The 15,537-nt window shown below is 60.9% G+C and carries 12 protein-coding genes; 7 read left to right on the forward strand and 5 right to left on the reverse strand.

The annotated features are described in order from the left end of the window. Positions 1–26 precede the first annotated feature (26 nt). From rsmA to MA884_RS14000, 4 genes are read right to left on the reverse strand one after another with little or no spacing between them, the layout of a single operon-like run. Entirely contained in the window at positions 27–845 is an 819-nt protein-coding gene (rsmA, locus tag MA884_RS13985) for a 16S rRNA (adenine(1518)-N(6)/adenine(1519)-N(6))-dimethyltransferase RsmA (RefSeq protein WP_256231080.1), read from the reverse strand. After that, entirely contained in the window at positions 842–1,831 is a 990-nt protein-coding gene (pdxA, locus tag MA884_RS13990; protein WP_256231081.1) for a 4-hydroxythreonine-4-phosphate dehydrogenase PdxA, read from the reverse strand. The genes rsmA and pdxA overlap by 4 nt, the downstream gene beginning before the upstream one ends. Next, on the reverse strand, positions 1,828–3,144 hold the full coding sequence (surA, locus tag MA884_RS13995) for a peptidylprolyl isomerase SurA (RefSeq protein WP_256231082.1): 1,317 nt from the start codon (positions 3,142–3,144) through the stop codon (positions 1,828–1,830). Before surA ends, pdxA begins: the two co-directional genes overlap by 4 nt. After that, positions 3,125–5,923, reverse strand: coding sequence for an LPS-assembly protein LptD (locus MA884_RS14000; RefSeq protein ID WP_256231083.1), 2,799 nt, complete (start codon positions 5,921–5,923; stop codon positions 3,125–3,127). Before MA884_RS14000 ends, surA begins: the two co-directional genes overlap by 20 nt. A 130-nt stretch (positions 5,924–6,053) precedes the next feature. On the opposite strand from MA884_RS14000, the gene MA884_RS14005 reads away from it, so the two are divergent. Genes MA884_RS14005 through MA884_RS14015 form a run of 3 tightly spaced genes read left to right on the forward strand, consistent with a single transcriptional unit; the run spans position 6,054 to position 8,516 of the window. After that, positions 6,054–7,079, forward strand: coding sequence for an aminoglycoside phosphotransferase family protein (locus MA884_RS14005; protein ID WP_256231084.1), 1,026 nt, complete (start codon positions 6,054–6,056; stop codon positions 7,077–7,079). Then, entirely contained in the window at positions 7,076–7,747 is a 672-nt protein-coding gene (gene murU, locus MA884_RS14010) for an N-acetylmuramate alpha-1-phosphate uridylyltransferase MurU (RefSeq protein ID WP_256231085.1), read from the forward strand. Before MA884_RS14005 ends, murU begins: the two co-directional genes overlap by 4 nt. A gap of 1 nt (position 7,748) precedes the next feature. Then, on the forward strand, positions 7,749–8,516 hold the full coding sequence (locus tag MA884_RS14015) for a TerB family tellurite resistance protein (RefSeq protein WP_256231086.1): 768 nt from the start codon (positions 7,749–7,751) through the stop codon (positions 8,514–8,516). Between the two features lie 42 nt (positions 8,517–8,558). Here MA884_RS14015 and MA884_RS14020 read toward each other — a convergent pair whose 3' ends face one another. Continuing rightward, on the reverse strand, positions 8,559–9,554 hold the full coding sequence (locus tag MA884_RS14020; protein WP_256231087.1) for an alpha/beta hydrolase family protein: 996 nt from the start codon (positions 9,552–9,554) through the stop codon (positions 8,559–8,561). A 77-nt stretch (positions 9,555–9,631) separates the two neighbouring features. On the opposite strand from MA884_RS14020, the gene MA884_RS14025 reads away from it, so the two are divergent. The 4 genes from MA884_RS14025 (at position 9,632) to MA884_RS14040 (ending at position 15,347) form a co-directional block, all read left to right on the forward strand. Further along, positions 9,632–12,025 (forward strand): PAS domain S-box protein, encoded by a 2,394-nt coding sequence (locus MA884_RS14025; protein ID WP_256231088.1) that lies wholly within the window; start codon positions 9,632–9,634, stop codon positions 12,023–12,025. A gap of 129 nt (positions 12,026–12,154) precedes the next feature. Next, positions 12,155–12,784: a response regulator transcription factor gene (locus tag MA884_RS14030; protein ID WP_076383435.1), complete on the forward strand. Its 630-nt coding sequence runs from the start codon at positions 12,155–12,157 to the stop codon at positions 12,782–12,784. 345 nt (positions 12,785–13,129) lie between these two features. Continuing rightward, positions 13,130–14,254 carry an ABC transporter ATP-binding protein gene (locus MA884_RS14035; RefSeq protein ID WP_256231089.1) on the forward strand — a complete coding sequence of 375 codons (1,125 nt, stop codon included), beginning with the start codon at positions 13,130–13,132 and terminating at the stop codon, positions 14,252–14,254. A gap of 49 nt (positions 14,255–14,303) precedes the next feature. Further along, the gene (locus MA884_RS14040; RefSeq protein ID WP_256231090.1) at positions 14,304–15,347 is read left to right on the forward strand and encodes an ABC transporter substrate-binding protein; all 1,044 of its coding nucleotides are present in this window, start codon (positions 14,304–14,306) and stop codon (positions 15,345–15,347) included. Positions 15,348–15,537 lie beyond the last annotated feature (190 nt).

A 15,537-nucleotide genomic window follows, 5' to 3' on the forward strand; every position in this document is an offset into this window, starting at 1 on the left:
CGTCCCACCCGATAGCGATGAGCTTGTCAGCTGGCGTCAGCTTTCGGTGCTACCTGTTCGCTGAGCTTGTCGGCCAGGCGCACGAAAGCCGCCAGGTCCAACTGTTCGGGACGCAGGCTGCCATCAACGCCAGCGGCTTCGATTTCGGCACTGCTGAGCAGTAATTTCAGGGTGTTGCGCAGGGTTTTGCGCCGCTGATTGAAGGCTTCGCGCACGACGCGCTCCAGGAGGCGATGATCCTTGGCCGGGTGCGGCAGGACGGCATGCGGCACCAGCCGGACGATGGCCGAATCGACTTTTGGTGGCGGATTGAATGCCCCTGGGCCGACGTTGAACAGATGTTCGACCCGGCAGTGGTACTGAACCATGATCGACAAGCGACCCCAGTCACCGCCGCCAGGGCCTGCAGCGAGCCGTTCGACCACCTCTTTTTGCAACATGAAGTGCATGTCGCGGATCAGGCCAGCGTTGCTCAGCAGGTGAAAGATCAGCGGCGTGGAGATGTTGTACGGCAGATTTCCCACCACCCGCAGGCTGTTGGGCGTAGCCTCCAGGCTCTTGAAGTCGAACTTCAGCGCGTCGCCCTGGTGCAGGTTGAAATTGCTCATGCCAGCGAACTGCTGGTTGAGGATCGGGATCAGGTCCTTGTCCAGTTCCACCACGTCCAGTTGCGCACCACTGCCGAGCAGGCCTTCGGTCAGGGCGCCCTGACCCGGGCCAATCTCCAGCAGACGATCGTCAGGTTTGGCATTGATGGAGCGCAGGATGCGATCGATTACGCCTGCGTCATGCAGGAAGTTCTGGCCGAAGCGCTTGCGCGCGCGGTGTTGGTATTGCTCGGTCATAAATGGGTCTCGGCCATCTGGTAGGCGGTTTCCAGGGCGACCTGCAGGCTGCCGGTATCGATCCTGCCGCTGCCGGCCAGGTCCAGGGCGGTGCCATGGTCCACTGACGTGCGGATGATCGGCAGGCCCAGGGTTATATTGACCGCCGCGCCGAAGCCTTTGTACTTCAGCACGGGCAGGCCCTGATCGTGGTACATCGCCAGCACTGCGTCGCAGTGCTCCAGATATTTGGGGGTAAACAGAGTGTCGGCAGGCAGCGGGCCACGCAGGTCCATGCCCTCGCTGCGCAAGCGCTCCAAGGTGGGTTCTATGGTGTCGATTTCTTCATGGCCCAGATGCCCGCCTTCACCGGCATGGGGGTTGAGCCCACACACCAGGATACGGGGCCGGGCGATGCCGAACTTTTCTTGCAGGTCAGCGTGCAATATCCGCGTGACCCGCTCCAGGCGTTGTGGGGTGATGGCGTCGGCGACATCCCGCAAGGGCAGGTGAGTGGTCACCAGCGCTACGCGCAGGCCACGAGTGGCGAGCATCATTACCACCTGTGTGGTGTGGGTCAGGTCCGCCAGGAATTCGGTGTGCCCGGAAAAGGCAATCCCGGATTCGTTGATCACGCCCTTATGCACCGGAGCGGTGATCATGCCGGCGAAACTCCCGTCCAGGCAGCCCTGGCCAGCGCGGGTCAGGGTTTGCAGGACGAATGCCGCGTTGGCCTCGTCCAGTTGCCCGGTAACCACCGGGGCGCCCAGCGGCGTATCCCAGACATACAGGCTATTGGCGGGTGCCGGGACATCCGGCCAGGCTTGCGGTGTCACGGGCAGCAGGTCGACGGCCACCCCCAACTGCGCGGCTCGCTCGAGGAGCAGGTCGCGGCTGGTGATGGCTATCAGGGGATGTGGCTGGGGTTGCGAGGCGAGCAGCAGGCACAGGTCGGGACCAATGCCGGCAGGCTCGCCGGGTGTCAGCGCGAAACGCTTGGGTTTCACTGCGCTGCCTGGTCTGCACCAGGAAGTTTGATTTCGACGTAGGCTTCGTCGCGGATCTGACGCAGCCAGGTTTGCAGCTCTTCGTCGTACTTGCGGTTGCGCAGCACGGTCATCGCCTGTTGTTCACGAGCCTGGGTAGTGCTGTCGGTGGCGCGGCGGCCAAGGACTTCCAGTACGTGCCAGCCATAAGGGCTCTTGAACGGCTTGGACAGCTGGCCTTGGGGTGTTTCGGCCATCACCTGGCGGAACTCGGGTACCAGTGCGTTCGGGTCAACCCAGTTCAGGTCGCCGCCGTTGAGGGCTGAACCCGGGTCTTCCGAGAAGCTCTTGGCCAGCTCGGCGAAATCTTCACCCGCTTCGATGCGCTCATAAAGCTTTTCCGCCAGGCGCTTGGTTTCGGCTTCGCTGCGGATCTCGCTCGGTTTGATCAGGATATGACGAACATGCACTTCGTCACGCACCTGAGTACCGCCACCGCGTTTTTCCAACAGTTTGAGAATGATGAAGCCGCCGGGCGTACGGGCTGGCTGGGTGATATCACCCACAGCCATGCTGCTCAGTTCGCGATCGAACGGAGGTGGCAGTTGGGCGGCCTTGCGCCAGCCCATATCACCGCCTTCCAGTGCGTTGTCACTGGCAGACTTGGCAATGGCCACCTGACCGAAGTCGGCGCCTTGCTTGAGCTGCTGGTAGATGTCCATCGCCTGGCGGTAAGCATTCTGGATGGCTTCGGAGTTGGCGCTTTCCGGCGTAGGAACCAGGATGTTCGCGAGGTGCAGTTCCTCGGAAAGCTGCATTTTGCCCAGATCGGAGGCGAGAAAGTTTTTCACTTCCTGCTCGGACACCTGGATGCGTTCGGCTACACGACGCTGGCGCACACGGCTGATGATCATCTCGCGGCGGATCTGATCGCGAGCGTCCTCGTAAGAGAGGCCGTCGCGAGCCAGCGCGGCGCGGAACTGGTCAACGGTCATGTTGTTGCGCTGGGCAATGGTGCCGACGGCCTGGTTCAGTTCTTCATCAGTGATGCGGATGCCCGAGCGTTCGCCAATCTGTAATTGCAGATTTTCGACGATCAGGCGTTCGAGCACCTGTTGATCCAGCACGCCCGGAGGCGGCAGGCCGCCTCCGCGCTTGGCGATGGTCTGCTGCACTTCGTGGACACGCTGGTCCAGCTGGCTTTGCATGACCACGTCGTTATCGACGATGGCCACCACTTTGTCGATGGGTTGTACCGCGGCGTTGGCCGCGGTACCCAGGAACAGCGCGCCCAGCATCAGCGGGCGCAGACAATCAGAAAGCTTGGTCTTCACGTTCACGATAACCTTGGATGCCTTTGTCGAGGAAGCTCTCTACCTTGGCGCCGGTGAGGCCGCCGAGTCCCTTCAGGACAATTTGGAGGAAGATGCCGTGGTCGCCCTTTTCGTTTTCCGGGGCGGCTTGACTGAACTCTTCATAGTCGACCCAGTAACGGTTGATCAGGCGCAGTTTCCAGCAGCAGTTGTCGTATTCGAAACCACCGAAGGCTTCCAGGGTACGGTTGCGGTTGTAGTCATACTGCCAGCGGCTGATGAGGTTCCACTGCGGCACGACTGGCCAGATGACCGAGAAGTCGTGCTGCTTGATTTTGTAGTAGTCCTTCACGTAGCCCGGAGTGCCGGGAGTGCCGTAGTCGCCGCCGCCCACGGACCATTGGCCAGTAGTCTGGTCGTAGCGGACCTGGTCGTTGCGGTAGCGGTAACCGGCGTTGATGACCTTGTTCGGGTTGTCTTCAGGCTGGTAGTGGAACATCGCGCTGCCCGAGCGAGGGCTGCGGGTGTCCGGGTCCCAGTTGTAGGTAGCCGTGGTGCGCCAATCGCGGTTCCAGCGGAACTCGTACTCGAGTGCGTAGGGAGATACGTCTGACTTGGCATCTTCACGAGTGTTGAAATCGATGCCCGGCAGTTGAACTTCGCGGTCCTTGAAGTAAAAGGCCTGGCCGACGCTGACGCGCTGGCGCTCGAAACCGTTTTCCTGGATCCAGCGGCTGGTCACGCCCAGGGAGAGTTTGTTCTCGTCGCCGACACGGTCGGAGCCGGAGAAACGGTTGTCCCGGAACAGCGAGGAGTAGCTGAAGGTGGATTCGCCAGTGTCGAAAACCGGGATGTCGCTCTGATCTTTCTCTGGGACATAGAGGTAGAACAGGCGCGGCTCCAGGGTTTGACGATAGTTACTGCCAAACCACTGGGTGTCCCGGTCGAAGTACAGACCGCTGTCGATGCTGGCAATTGGAACCCCGCGGCTCTGGCTGCCACTGTAAGTACCCCGCAGGCGATCAGTTTCGGCAGATTGTGCGGCGATTTGCGATTTACCGGTGCCGTCCAGATCCAGGTCGTACTGAGTGTATTGATACTTCAGCGCCGGCTTGATGTAGCCGTACGTCGCCTCCATCGGCAGGCTCATGACCGGTGCCAGGTTCAGGCGATTGCCGTTAGCCCTTGCCAGGCCGCGAACGTTGGTGTCCAGCCACGGCTCGGTGTTGCCGTCCTCGTCGGAGTAGTTACCCGTCCGCAAATCCCGATCAAACCGCACCAATTCCGTCTTGTAAGCGAAATCCAGACCATACGGGTGTTGCGGCAGTGCGCCATTGAAGGTGATCTGCGGCAGGCGGTTATACGGCGTGATTTTCGAAATCGTTGCCATCTGGTAAGCCTGGGCATTCACTCGCGCAACGTAGCTGTCACCCCGATAGCTGACCGCACCTTGCTGGTTCACGTATTCCCTGGACTCGACACCAATCTGGTCGGTCTGCAGATCCTGGAAGTAATAAGGATCGCTGATCTTGGTGTAGTCGACTTCCGTCAGCACGCGCGAATCGAGCCCGCCCTTGTGCTGCCAGTTGTACATGTAACGGGTCTTGCTGTAGTCGGACTGCTTGCTACGTTCGTCCTCTTCATCGTTGAGGTACGCCGCACCGAACTGACCTTCGCTGGACTTGGTCAGGTAGCGGAATTCGCCTTCCATCAGCAGGCCGCGCTTGCTCATGTAGCGCGGGTACAACGTGGCATCGTAGTTGGGTGCCAGGTTGAAGTAATACGGAGTGACCAGCAAAAAGCCGGTATCGCTGCCGGTGCCAATAGTCGGCGGCAGGAAGCCGGACTGGCGACGGTCATCGATCGGGAAATAGATGTACGGCGTATACAGGACCGGGAAGTCCTTGACCCGCAGCGTCACGTTGGTCGCGGTGCCGAAGCCGGTAGCCGGGTTCAGGGTGATGTTGTTGCCCTTGAGCGTCCAGGCGTTGCTGCCCGGCTCGCACGTGGTGTACGTCCCGTCCTTGAGGCGGATGATCGCGTTTTCGGCACGCTTGGCGTACAGCGCGTTGCCGCGGATGCGCGACTTGTGCATCACGTATTCGGCGTTGTCGACCTTGGCTTCGCCGGTGTCCAGTTGCACATCGGCGTGGTCGCCGACGATCAGCGCACCGTTGTCACGAACGCGCACGTTGCCGCTCAACTCACCGCGATTTTCAGCCTGGTACAGGTTGGCCTCGTCGGCCTCGACCTGCATGCTGCCTTGACGCATGACCACGTCGCCGGCGAGCGTCGCCACCTGTTCTTCCTGCTGGTAGCGCGATGCCTTGGCGCCGAGGAAGGTCGGAGCGTCGCTTTTGTCCGTCTTGTCATTCATGCCAGGACGAACAGGCTCGATATAGGCACCAGCGCAATAAGGACCGGTTTCGGCCAATTGGGCAGGGGTGAGGTTCTCCCGTGGAACCCAGTCCAGGTGACTGTAGTCCGCACTGCGAGACTTCAGGCCGCGGCCCTTGGCTTCGGTGACGAGCACGGGCTTGTCGCCGACTTCTTCGCCCGAGCTGCTGTCGGCCGGAGCGTCGCCGCTGGCGGAAACCGCACTGCCGTCATGCACCGGGCGCGGCGGCAATGCAGCAGCCGGCGTCTTGGGCGAACAGTCCCAGGCACCCGAAGCGGAGACGGAGCAGTCATACTGCTGCGCCGCGACGACGAATGAAGAGGCCAGGGGTTGCAGGGCCAGCAGACTGCCGGTGACCAGCAACGGAAATTTTTTACGAAACGCGGGGGATTTCAATGCCATCTTATTAGTCCGGGCTTCCTGCGTGCCATCTGCCCGCGGTGTGGGCCGCACGCCTCTCGATGGTCTGAAAAAGATGCTGGATAATAAAGCATGACCCGCTTGACGGCTAGCGCCGTCGGAGACCCTTGCAATGCCTGACCAAGATGTACGCTTGCAACACCTGAAAGTTTGGCTCGATGAACAGCTGCCGATCCTTTTTGTTCAACAGGGCTGGGGCGCCGTCCCCCCGGCCACGTTGACCGCGGCCAGCAGCGACGCGAGTTTCCGCCGTTATTTCCGCTGGGAAGGCGAGGGCCGCAGTTTGATCGTGATGGATGCGCCACCGCCCCAGGAAAACTGCAAACCCTTCGTGGACATTGCGTTTTTGCTGGCGAAATCCGGCATCAACGTGCCAAAAATTTATGCCGAAGACCTCGATCGCGGTTTTCTTTTGCTCAATGACCTGGGCAATCAGACTTATCTGGACGTGATCACCGACGAAAATGCCGACGAATTATTCCGCGATGCCTTGCAGGCCCTCATGGCTTTTCAACAACTGCCGATGGTCGCGCCACTGCCCAGCTACGACGTCGCTTTGCTGCGCCGGGAGCTGGAGCTGTTTCCTGAGTGGTACGTCAAGCATGAACTGGGCATCGAATTCGATGCTGCTCAACAAGCGCTCTGGCAACAGGCCAGCGACCTTCTGATCAACAGCGCGCTGGCTCAGCCGAAAGTGCTGGTGCATCGCGACTATATGCCGCGCAACCTGATGCTCAGCGAACCGAACCCCGGCGTGCTGGACTTTCAGGATGCGGTCTATGGCCCGGTGACCTATGACGTGACATGCCTGTTCAAGGACGCTTTTCTCAGTTGGCCCGATGAGCGCGTGCGCGGCTGGCTCGAGGGTTACTGGCAGCAGGCCGGTGCGCTAGGTATTCCGGTCCAGCCGGACTTCGAGGACTTCCTGCGGGCCAGCGACCTGATGGGCGTGCAGCGCCATCTCAAGGTCATCGGGATTTTCGCGCGTATTTGCCACCGCGACGGCAAGCCGCGTTACCTGGGCGATGTGCCGCGCTTCTTTGCCTATATAGAAGCGGTCATTGCCCGTCGTCCTGAACTGGCGGAACTCGATCAGTTGCTCTCCAGCCTGCGGCAATCGGCCGGAGCGATAGCATGAAAGCGATGATCCTGGCGGCGGGTAAGGGGGAGCGCATGCGCCCCTTGACCCTCACCACGCCCAAACCGCTGGTTCGCGCCGGCGGCGTTCCCTTGATCGAATACCATCTGCGTGCCTTGGCTCGGGCCGGGTTCAGAGACATTGTGATCAATCACGCCTGGCTCGGTCAGCAAATCGAAGATTATCTGGGGGACGGTTCCCGTTTCGGCGTGAGTATCCAATTCTCCCCGGAGGGTGAGCCGCTGGAGACCGGCGGTGGCATTTTCCGCGCCCTGCCGTTGCTGGGCGATGAAGCGTTCGTGGTGATCAATGGCGACATCTGGACCGACTACGATCTCAGCGCCTTGCGCCGGCCTCTCGACGGCCTGGCGCATTTGGTGCTGGTGGATAATCCCGAACACCACCGGGGGGGCGATTTCATCCTGGCCGACGGACAGATTCATGATGGCGGGGACGCTGCCGACAAACTGACCTACAGCGGCATTGCCGTCTTGCATCCGCGGTTGTTCGAGGGCTGCTCGGACGGCGCGTTCAAACTCGCACCGCTGCTACGCAAGGCCATGGCCGAGGGCCTGGTCAGCGGCGAGCACCTGAAGGGACACTGGGTGGATGTAGGGACTCATGAACGTTTGGCGCAGGTTGAAATCTTGATAGAAGCGAGCCGTTGATATGTGGTGGCCAGGGACTCTGATTGGAGCCGGGGCGGGCTTTGCCATAGCCAGCATTCCGGGGGCCATGCTGGGTGCGTTGTTAGGACAGGCGTTGGATCGGCGACTTAATCTGCAAGGCTGGGCGCAGGTGCGCGAGCGTTTGGGTGGTCGGCCAGCGTTACGCAACGATGAGTTGCTGTTTGTACTGCTTGGGCGACTGGCCAAGAGCGATGGCCGAGTGGTCGATGGTCACATCCAACAGGCTCGTCAGGAAATGCGCGCCCTGGACTTGAGCGAACCGGCGCAGCGCCGGGCGGTCGCGGCATTCAACCGGGGCAAAACCGGAAACGACCATTTGCGCGGTTATTTGCGTCGCCTTGCGACCCAGCCCCATGCGGCGGAAGGCGTGCTGCGGGCCTGCTGGCGGATGGTCTGGGCCGATGGTCGCGCAGGCACCGGCGAGCGTGAGTTGCTTGCCCAGTGGGGCAAGTGGCTGGGTTGGACGCCGCAGCAGGTCCAGGCACTGGCGGTGGATTACGAACCACACAAACATTCGCTGCCCAACAACGGTGTGACCTATCAGGAAGCGTTGCGTTTGCTGGGGGTTTCGGCCACCAGCGAGCCGTCGCAGATCAAGCGGGCTTACCGTCGCCTGCTCAGCCGTCACCACCCGGACAAGATTGCCGGTAGTGGGGCGACGCCATTGCAGGTCCGTGACGCCACCGACAGAACCCGAGAGTTGCATAACGCCTATCGGTTGATCCGCGAGCGGCGGGATTTTCGCTAGAAGGTGATAGCCGCTGTGGCTGGCTTGGGGTTTGCCTAAGCCTCACTCCCCCGGCTTTTGCGGGTTCAACCACCCGCGAACCCGACGAAACAGCTGTTCCTGCTGTGCCGATGAATTGGGCACTGCTTTGAGCGATACCTGACTGAAGCTAGAACCTTTAAGACGTTTGCTGGCCTGCAGGCGCTCCAGTGCTTCATTGCGATCCTGCGGTTTGTCCATGTAGAAGATGTCGACGGTCGCCAGTTTCAAGGTGGGGGTCAGTTCGGCCAGGGCGGGTTTGACTGTGACCGGAGTCTGGGCGGCGACCATCACGAAACGCTCTATCTGCGAAGGTTGTTTTTCATTCAGGTAGCGTGCCGCCCAATAGGCGCCGGTGCCGTGGCCCAGCAAAACAATGCTGCGGGCGCTCTGCTGTTCGGCGTAAGCCAGTGCCGCATCGATACGGGCAAAGATACGTTCGGCATCGGCCAGAAGGTGTTCCTCGTTGGTTTGGGCAACGACCGGATCCACAGCGTCGGCCTCGCCGCCCGCCACCTGTTCAATCGGTGCTGCGGTGGTGGCGTCCGGTGCTGCGCCGGCCACGTCGGCCGGTTTGGTTTCGGGAGGAGTTTCCACGACGCGCGGTGCGATGACGTCGCTTTGCAGATCCGGCAGGGTGATACTCAGGCTACTCCACTCAATGTCCGGTAGTTTTTTGCGCAATGGGCCGATCACTTGAGGCCAGTCAGCAGTTTCGCCGGCGCCGGGGACTATGATGACCGCGCCTTGGGGCTCGCTAGTGTTGGCCGGCTTCCAGAGAGCCAGGAAAGTGTCGCTGCCGGTCTGTAGCTGTTGTTGCTCCTGAAGAGGGAGATTTCGTTCAAGTGCCGTCGCTTCTTCCTCGCTACGCTCGAGTAAAGGCGGACGTTCGACCGGTTTTTCCTCGGCGGTTTGATCGGCCGCCGCGGGCGTCGGTTCTTCAGCCTGTACAGAAAAGGCACTCGGCAGGATCAGCGACAGGCACAATGCTGGCAATGCCAGGCGATAAACAAAGGGCATCGGATATTCCAGGGCCAGAAGTATTTCCGGCAGCCTAATGGGTTGGTCAGTATTTGTCAGTGCGTGAGACTTCGAAGATGCGTTTTTGCTGCCTGTGGGTTATCGGCTGTTTATGGCTTCCCTTGATGGCGTGGGCCGCGCCTGCACCGTCGGTAAATGAAGTGCAACTGGACGCAGGCCAGCGACAATGGCTGCTCCAGCATCCGCAACTGCGCGTCGGGCTCGTGTTGCAGGCGCCGTATGCGCAATATGACCGGCGCTTGCAGCGTCTGTCCGGTACCAATGTCGAGCTGATGCAATGGTTGGGCAAGGCGTTGAATGTCGAGCTGACCTGGCGCAATTTCCAGGACGTGGCGCAACTGGAAGCGGCGTTGCGCTCCGGTGAGGTGGACGTTGCCCCAGGACTGACCCAGACCCCGGCCGGGCTGCGTCTCTGGCGGTTTTCCGACCCCTACATGCGCGTGCCGCAATTGATCGTCGGCCAGAAGAAAGGTGCCGAAGGGGTCGAACTGGAAAAGCTCGATGCTCAAGTGCGGGTGGCGGTGCGCATGCCCAGCACCACGGCCGATTATTTGCGCAGCAATTACCCGACGTTGAATCTTCAAGGCGTACCGTTGGAACGCCAGGCCCTGCAACTGTTGTTGAGTCAACAGGCCGGTTACGCGGTGGTCGATGAGGCGCAGCTAGGGCGATTGATGGTCGAGCCCGAATTCTCCGGGCTGGTGGTCGTGGGCGATATCGGCCTGCCGCAACTGTTGCGCGTCGCCACCCGCCGGGATTGGCCGGAGTTGGCCGACATCATCGAGAGCGGTTTGCAGGCGATTCCGGCCAAGGAACTTGAGCAATTGCACAGTCGCTGGCTCAAACCCCAATATCCGCGGCTGACCGATTCCCCGGGTTTCTGGCAAAACCTGACCCTGTTGCTGCTGGCCCTGCTCTTGAGCTGCGTGGCCATCGTGTTCTGGCAGCGCCGCGAGCAAAGGGCGCTGGAACGGCGCCTGCGCTACGCGCGAAATGACATCGCCCAGCGGGCCGCCAGCGAGGAAGCCCTGCGCCTGACGCAATTTTCCATCGATCAAAGCACTGTCGGCATTCTCTGGGTCAATTGGGATAGCCATGTACGCTATGCCAATCGCGCTGCCGAAATCATGCTGGGCTATGCGCCGGGCGCCATCATTGAGCGACCCTTGATCGACTTCGAACCGGGCCTGCACATGGATCGCTGGCTGAACCTGTGGAAGCGTGCCCGGGCCAGCGAGGAGGGGCCACAGAGTTTCGAAACCGAATGCGTGCGGGCCGATGGAAGTATCCTTCCAGCCGACGTTTCCTTGAGCTTCCTGCGTTTTCGAGATGCCGAATACCTGGTGGTCTACATAAACGACGTAACCGAGCGCCGTCGTGCGCTGGCGGCGCTGCGCGAAAGCGAGGCGCGCTTGCAGGGGATCGCCGCCAACGTCCCGGGCCTGGTCTTTCGCCTGGAACGGGCCCCCGTGACCGGGCAGATCGACTTTGCCTACATCAGTGAAGGCAGCGAAAGCCTCGTGGGGTATTCCCCCGCGACCCTGGCCCGTAGCGACACCGGCCTGCGCAGCCTCGTACACCCTCAGGACAAGGCCAGTTACCACCGCACTCAGGACCAGGCGCTGGACAGCGACAGCGACTGGTCGTGGCAGGGCCGCATTCTGACCCGCGAAGGTCGGGAGCGCTGGGCCGAGATCAAGGCCATTACCCGTCGTCTCGAGGACGGTGCCTACGTCTGGGATGGCATCGTCTGGGATATCACCGAAAGCAAGCGCATCGAACTCGAGCTGGCCAGCTCCCGGGAACAACTGCGCGAATTGTCGGCGCATCTGGAGAGCGTGCGGGAAGAGGAAAAAGCGCGTATAGCCCGGGAAGTTCACGACGAGCTGGGTCAGATGTTGACGGTCTTGAAGCTGGAAACGTCCATGTGCGAACTGGCCTATGCGCAGCTCGACCCGGGCCTGCAAGAGCGGCTCAACAGCATGAAACGCCTGATTGCCCAACTGTTCCAGTTGGTACGGGACGTGGCGACGGCGCTACGACCTCCGATCCTTGACGCCGGCATCGCCTCGGCCATTGAATGGCAGGCGCGGCGTTTCGAGGCGCGCACGCAGATCCCGTGCCTGGTGCAGGTGCCGGATAACCTGCCACCCTTGAGCGACGCCAAGGCCATCGGCCTGTTTCGGATTCTCCAGGAAGCGCTGACCAATGTGATGCGCCATGCCCAGGCGCATACTGTAGAACTGACGCTGGTGCAGGAAGACGACCAGCTCTGTCTGACGGTGAGCGACGACGGTGTAGGATTCGTTCCCGCCACGGGTCGGCCGACCTCCTTTGGTCTGGTCGGCATGCGGGAGCGGGTGTTGATCATGGGCGGGCAGTTATCGTTGGAAAGTGAGCCAGGGGAGGGTACGACCCTGGCGGTGCGGGTGCCGGTGAATGAGGCCTGATGGTTTTTGGTTGGCTTGGCTGACGCTATCGCGAGCAGGCTCGCTCCCACATTGATTGAGATACATACACGCACACAACCCTGTGGGAGCGAGCCTGCTCGCGATGAGAACCTGAATCTGGAGAAAAGAGTGATCCGTGTACTGGTAGCCGAAGACCACACCATCGTCCGCGAAGGCATTAAACAGTTGATTGGCCTGGCGAAGGACCTGGTGGTCGTGGGGGAGGCGAGCAATGGCGAGCAATTGCTGGAGACCCTGCGGCATGTGCCCTGTGAGGTGGTGTTGCTGGATATCTCCATGCCTGGCGTCAATGGCCTGGAGGCGATCCCGCGGATCCGTGCGTTGAACAATCCGCCGGCCATCCTGGTGTTGTCGATGCACGACGAGGCGCAAATGGCGGCGCGGGCGCTGAAGGTCGGTGCCGCCGGCTACGCGACCAAGGACAGTGACCCGGCCTTGCTGCTCATGGCGATCCGCAAGGTCGCGGCCGGCGGACGTTACATCGACCCGGAGTTGGCCGACCGCATGGTTTTCGAAGTTGGCCTGACCGACAGCCGACCGCTGCACTCGCTGCTGTCCGAGCGCGAATTCTCGGTATTCGAGCGCCTGGCCCAAGGGGCCAACGTCAATGACATCGCCCAGCAATTGGCCCTGAGCAGCAAAACCATCAGTACTCACAAAGCGCGGCTGATGCAGAAACTCAACATCACCTCATTGGCGGAGCTGGTGAAGTATGCGATGGAGCATAAGTTGCTCTAAGCCCACCACAATCCCCTGTGGGAGCGAGCCTGCTCGCGATAGCGTTGGACCATTCAGCGTCGTAGTTGACTGACACACCGCCATCGCGAGCAGGCTCGCTCCCACAGGGGCAGTGTGTCGGCATATCCATTTGCGACACGCCCCAGCACCGCTTTTGCCCTTGCTTGCAGCTTGCAGCTCATAACTCACCACCGTTCTTATCCAATCCCGCCATCCTTGTAGGGAAATCCCTACACCGACTCTTCCATCCGGCTGAGGCTATTCTCTCCTGCGTCCCGATTTGCGCGGCCCCCAGGCTCCACTAGGCTTGATTCACAAGCAGTCATCAATACAAAAGGTGCGGGTATGAGCCAGGTCGATTCAAGCGCGGGGGCCAGTGATGTGCTGGTCAGCTTTCGTGGTGTGCAAAAGAGCTACGACGGCGAGAACCTGATCGTCAAGGACCTCAACCTGGACATTCGCAAAGGCGAATTCCTGACTCTGCTCGGGCCGTCCGGTTCCGGCAAAACCACCAGCCTGATGATGCTCGCCGGGTTTGAAACACCGACCGCCGGCGAGATCCAACTAGCCGGGCGCTCCATCAACAACGTGCCGCCCCACAAGCGTGACATCGGCATGGTGTTCCAGAACTACGCCTTGTTCCCACACATGACCGTTGCCGAGAACCTGGCATTCCCGCTGACCGTGCGCGGCTTGAACAAAAGCGACGTGAGTGATCGGGTCAAGCGCGTCTTGAGCATGGTTCAGTTGGACACGTTTGCCCAACGCTACCCGGCGCAGTTGTCCGGCGGCCAGCAACAGCGCGTGGCCCTGGCCCGGGCGCTGGTGTTCGAGCCGCAGCTGGTGCTGATGGACGAACCCCTCGGCGCGCTGGACAAACAACTGCGTGAGCACATGCAAATGGAGATCAAGCACCTGCATCAGCGCCTCGGTGTGACCGTGGTCTACGTGACCCACGACCAGGGCGAAGCCTTGACCATGTCCGACCGCGTAGCGGTGTTTCACCAGGGCGAAATCCAGCAAATTGCCCCGCCGCGCACTCTCTACGAAGAGCCGAAAAATACTTTCGTCGCCAACTTCATCGGCGAGAACAACCGTCTCAACGGCCGCCTGCATAGCCAAACTGGCGACCGTTGCCTGGTTGAACTGGGGCGCGGTGAAAAGGTCGAGGCCCTGGCGGTGAACGTCGGCAAGCCCGGCGAGCCGGTGACCTTGTCGATCCGCCCGGAACGGGTGAGCCTCAACGGCGCAAGCGAACAATGTGTCAACCGCTTCTCAGGGAGGGTGGCGGAATTCATCTATCTGGGCGACCACGTCCGGGTTCGCCTGGAGGTCTGCGGCAAGAATGACTTCTTCGTGAAACAACCCATTGCCGAGCTCGATCCCGGGCTCACCGTTGGGGACGTGGTTCCGCTTGGCTGGCAAGTCGAGCATGTGCGTGCGCTCGACCCCCTTCTAGAGGCGAATTGATCGCCCCCTGCTGTACCAACACCAACCCTGCACGTGGAGAGAACAATAAATGTTGAGATCCCTGAAGTTCACAGCCCTGACCCTGGGCATGATGGGTGCGGCAAGCGCGATGGCGGCGGGCCCGGACCTGACTGTGGTGTCTTTTGGTGGGGCGAACAAGGCGGCTCAGGCCAAAGCCTTCTACGCACCATGGGAAGCGGCCGGCAACGGTAAGATTATCGCTGGTGAATACAACGGCGAAATGGCCAAGGTCAAGGCCATGGTCGACACCAAGAGCGTTTCGTGGGATCTGGTGGAAGTCGAATCCCCAGAGCTGTCCCGTGGTTGTGACGAAGACATGTTCGAGCAACTGGATCCGGCTCTGTTCGGCAAGGCCGAAGACTACGTCAAGGGTGCCATCCAGCCTTGCGGCGTGGGCTTCTTCGTATGGTCGACCGTGCTGGCCTACAACGCCGACAAGCTGAAAACCGCGCCGACCAGTTGGGCGGATTTCTGGGACACCAAGCAATTCCCGGGCAAGCGTGGCCTGCGCAAAGGCGCCAAGTACACCCTGGAATTTGCCTTGATGGCCGACGGCGTCGCGCCTAAAGACGTCTACAAGGTACTGGCCGGCAAGGATGGCCAGGATCGCGCCTTCAAAAAGCTCGACGAACTCAAACCGAACATCCAGTGGTGGGAAGCCGGCGCCCAGCCGCCGCAATACCTGGCTTCCGGCGACGTGGTCATGAGTTCGGCCTACAACGGCCGGATCGCCGCGGTGCAGAACGAAAGCAACCTGAAAGTGGTGTGGAACGGCGGCATCTACGACTTTGACGCTTGGGCGATCCCACGCGGCCTGGACAAGACCCGCGCCGAAGCTGCGAAGAAATTCATCGCCTTCTCGGTGGCGCCGCAGCAGCAAAAGACCTACTCGGAAAACATCGCCTACGGTCCGGCCAACACCCAGGCTGTACCGCTGCTGTCCAAGGATGTCTTGAAAGACATGCCGACCACCCCGGAAAACATCGCCAACCAGGTGCAGATCGACGTCAGCTTCTGGGCTGATAACGGTGAGCAACTGGAGCAGCGCTTCAACTCCTGGGCTGCCAAGTAACCAAAGCGTTCATGGGTGAACGGGCTTTTGTGGCGAGGGAGCTTGCTCCCGCTTGAGTGCGCAGCACTCACAAAATTGGCGTTGCCGACAAAATTTTGGGGCCGCTTCGCAGCCCAGCGCGAGCAAGCTCGCTCGCCACAATGACTCGTTCCCATAGGTTGGTGTTTTAAAAGAACAGAGGCGGTACGCC

This window comes from Pseudomonas sp. Q11 (genome assembly GCF_024494355.1).
Taxonomy (GTDB): domain Bacteria; phylum Pseudomonadota; class Gammaproteobacteria; order Pseudomonadales; family Pseudomonadaceae; genus Aquipseudomonas; species Aquipseudomonas hefeiensis.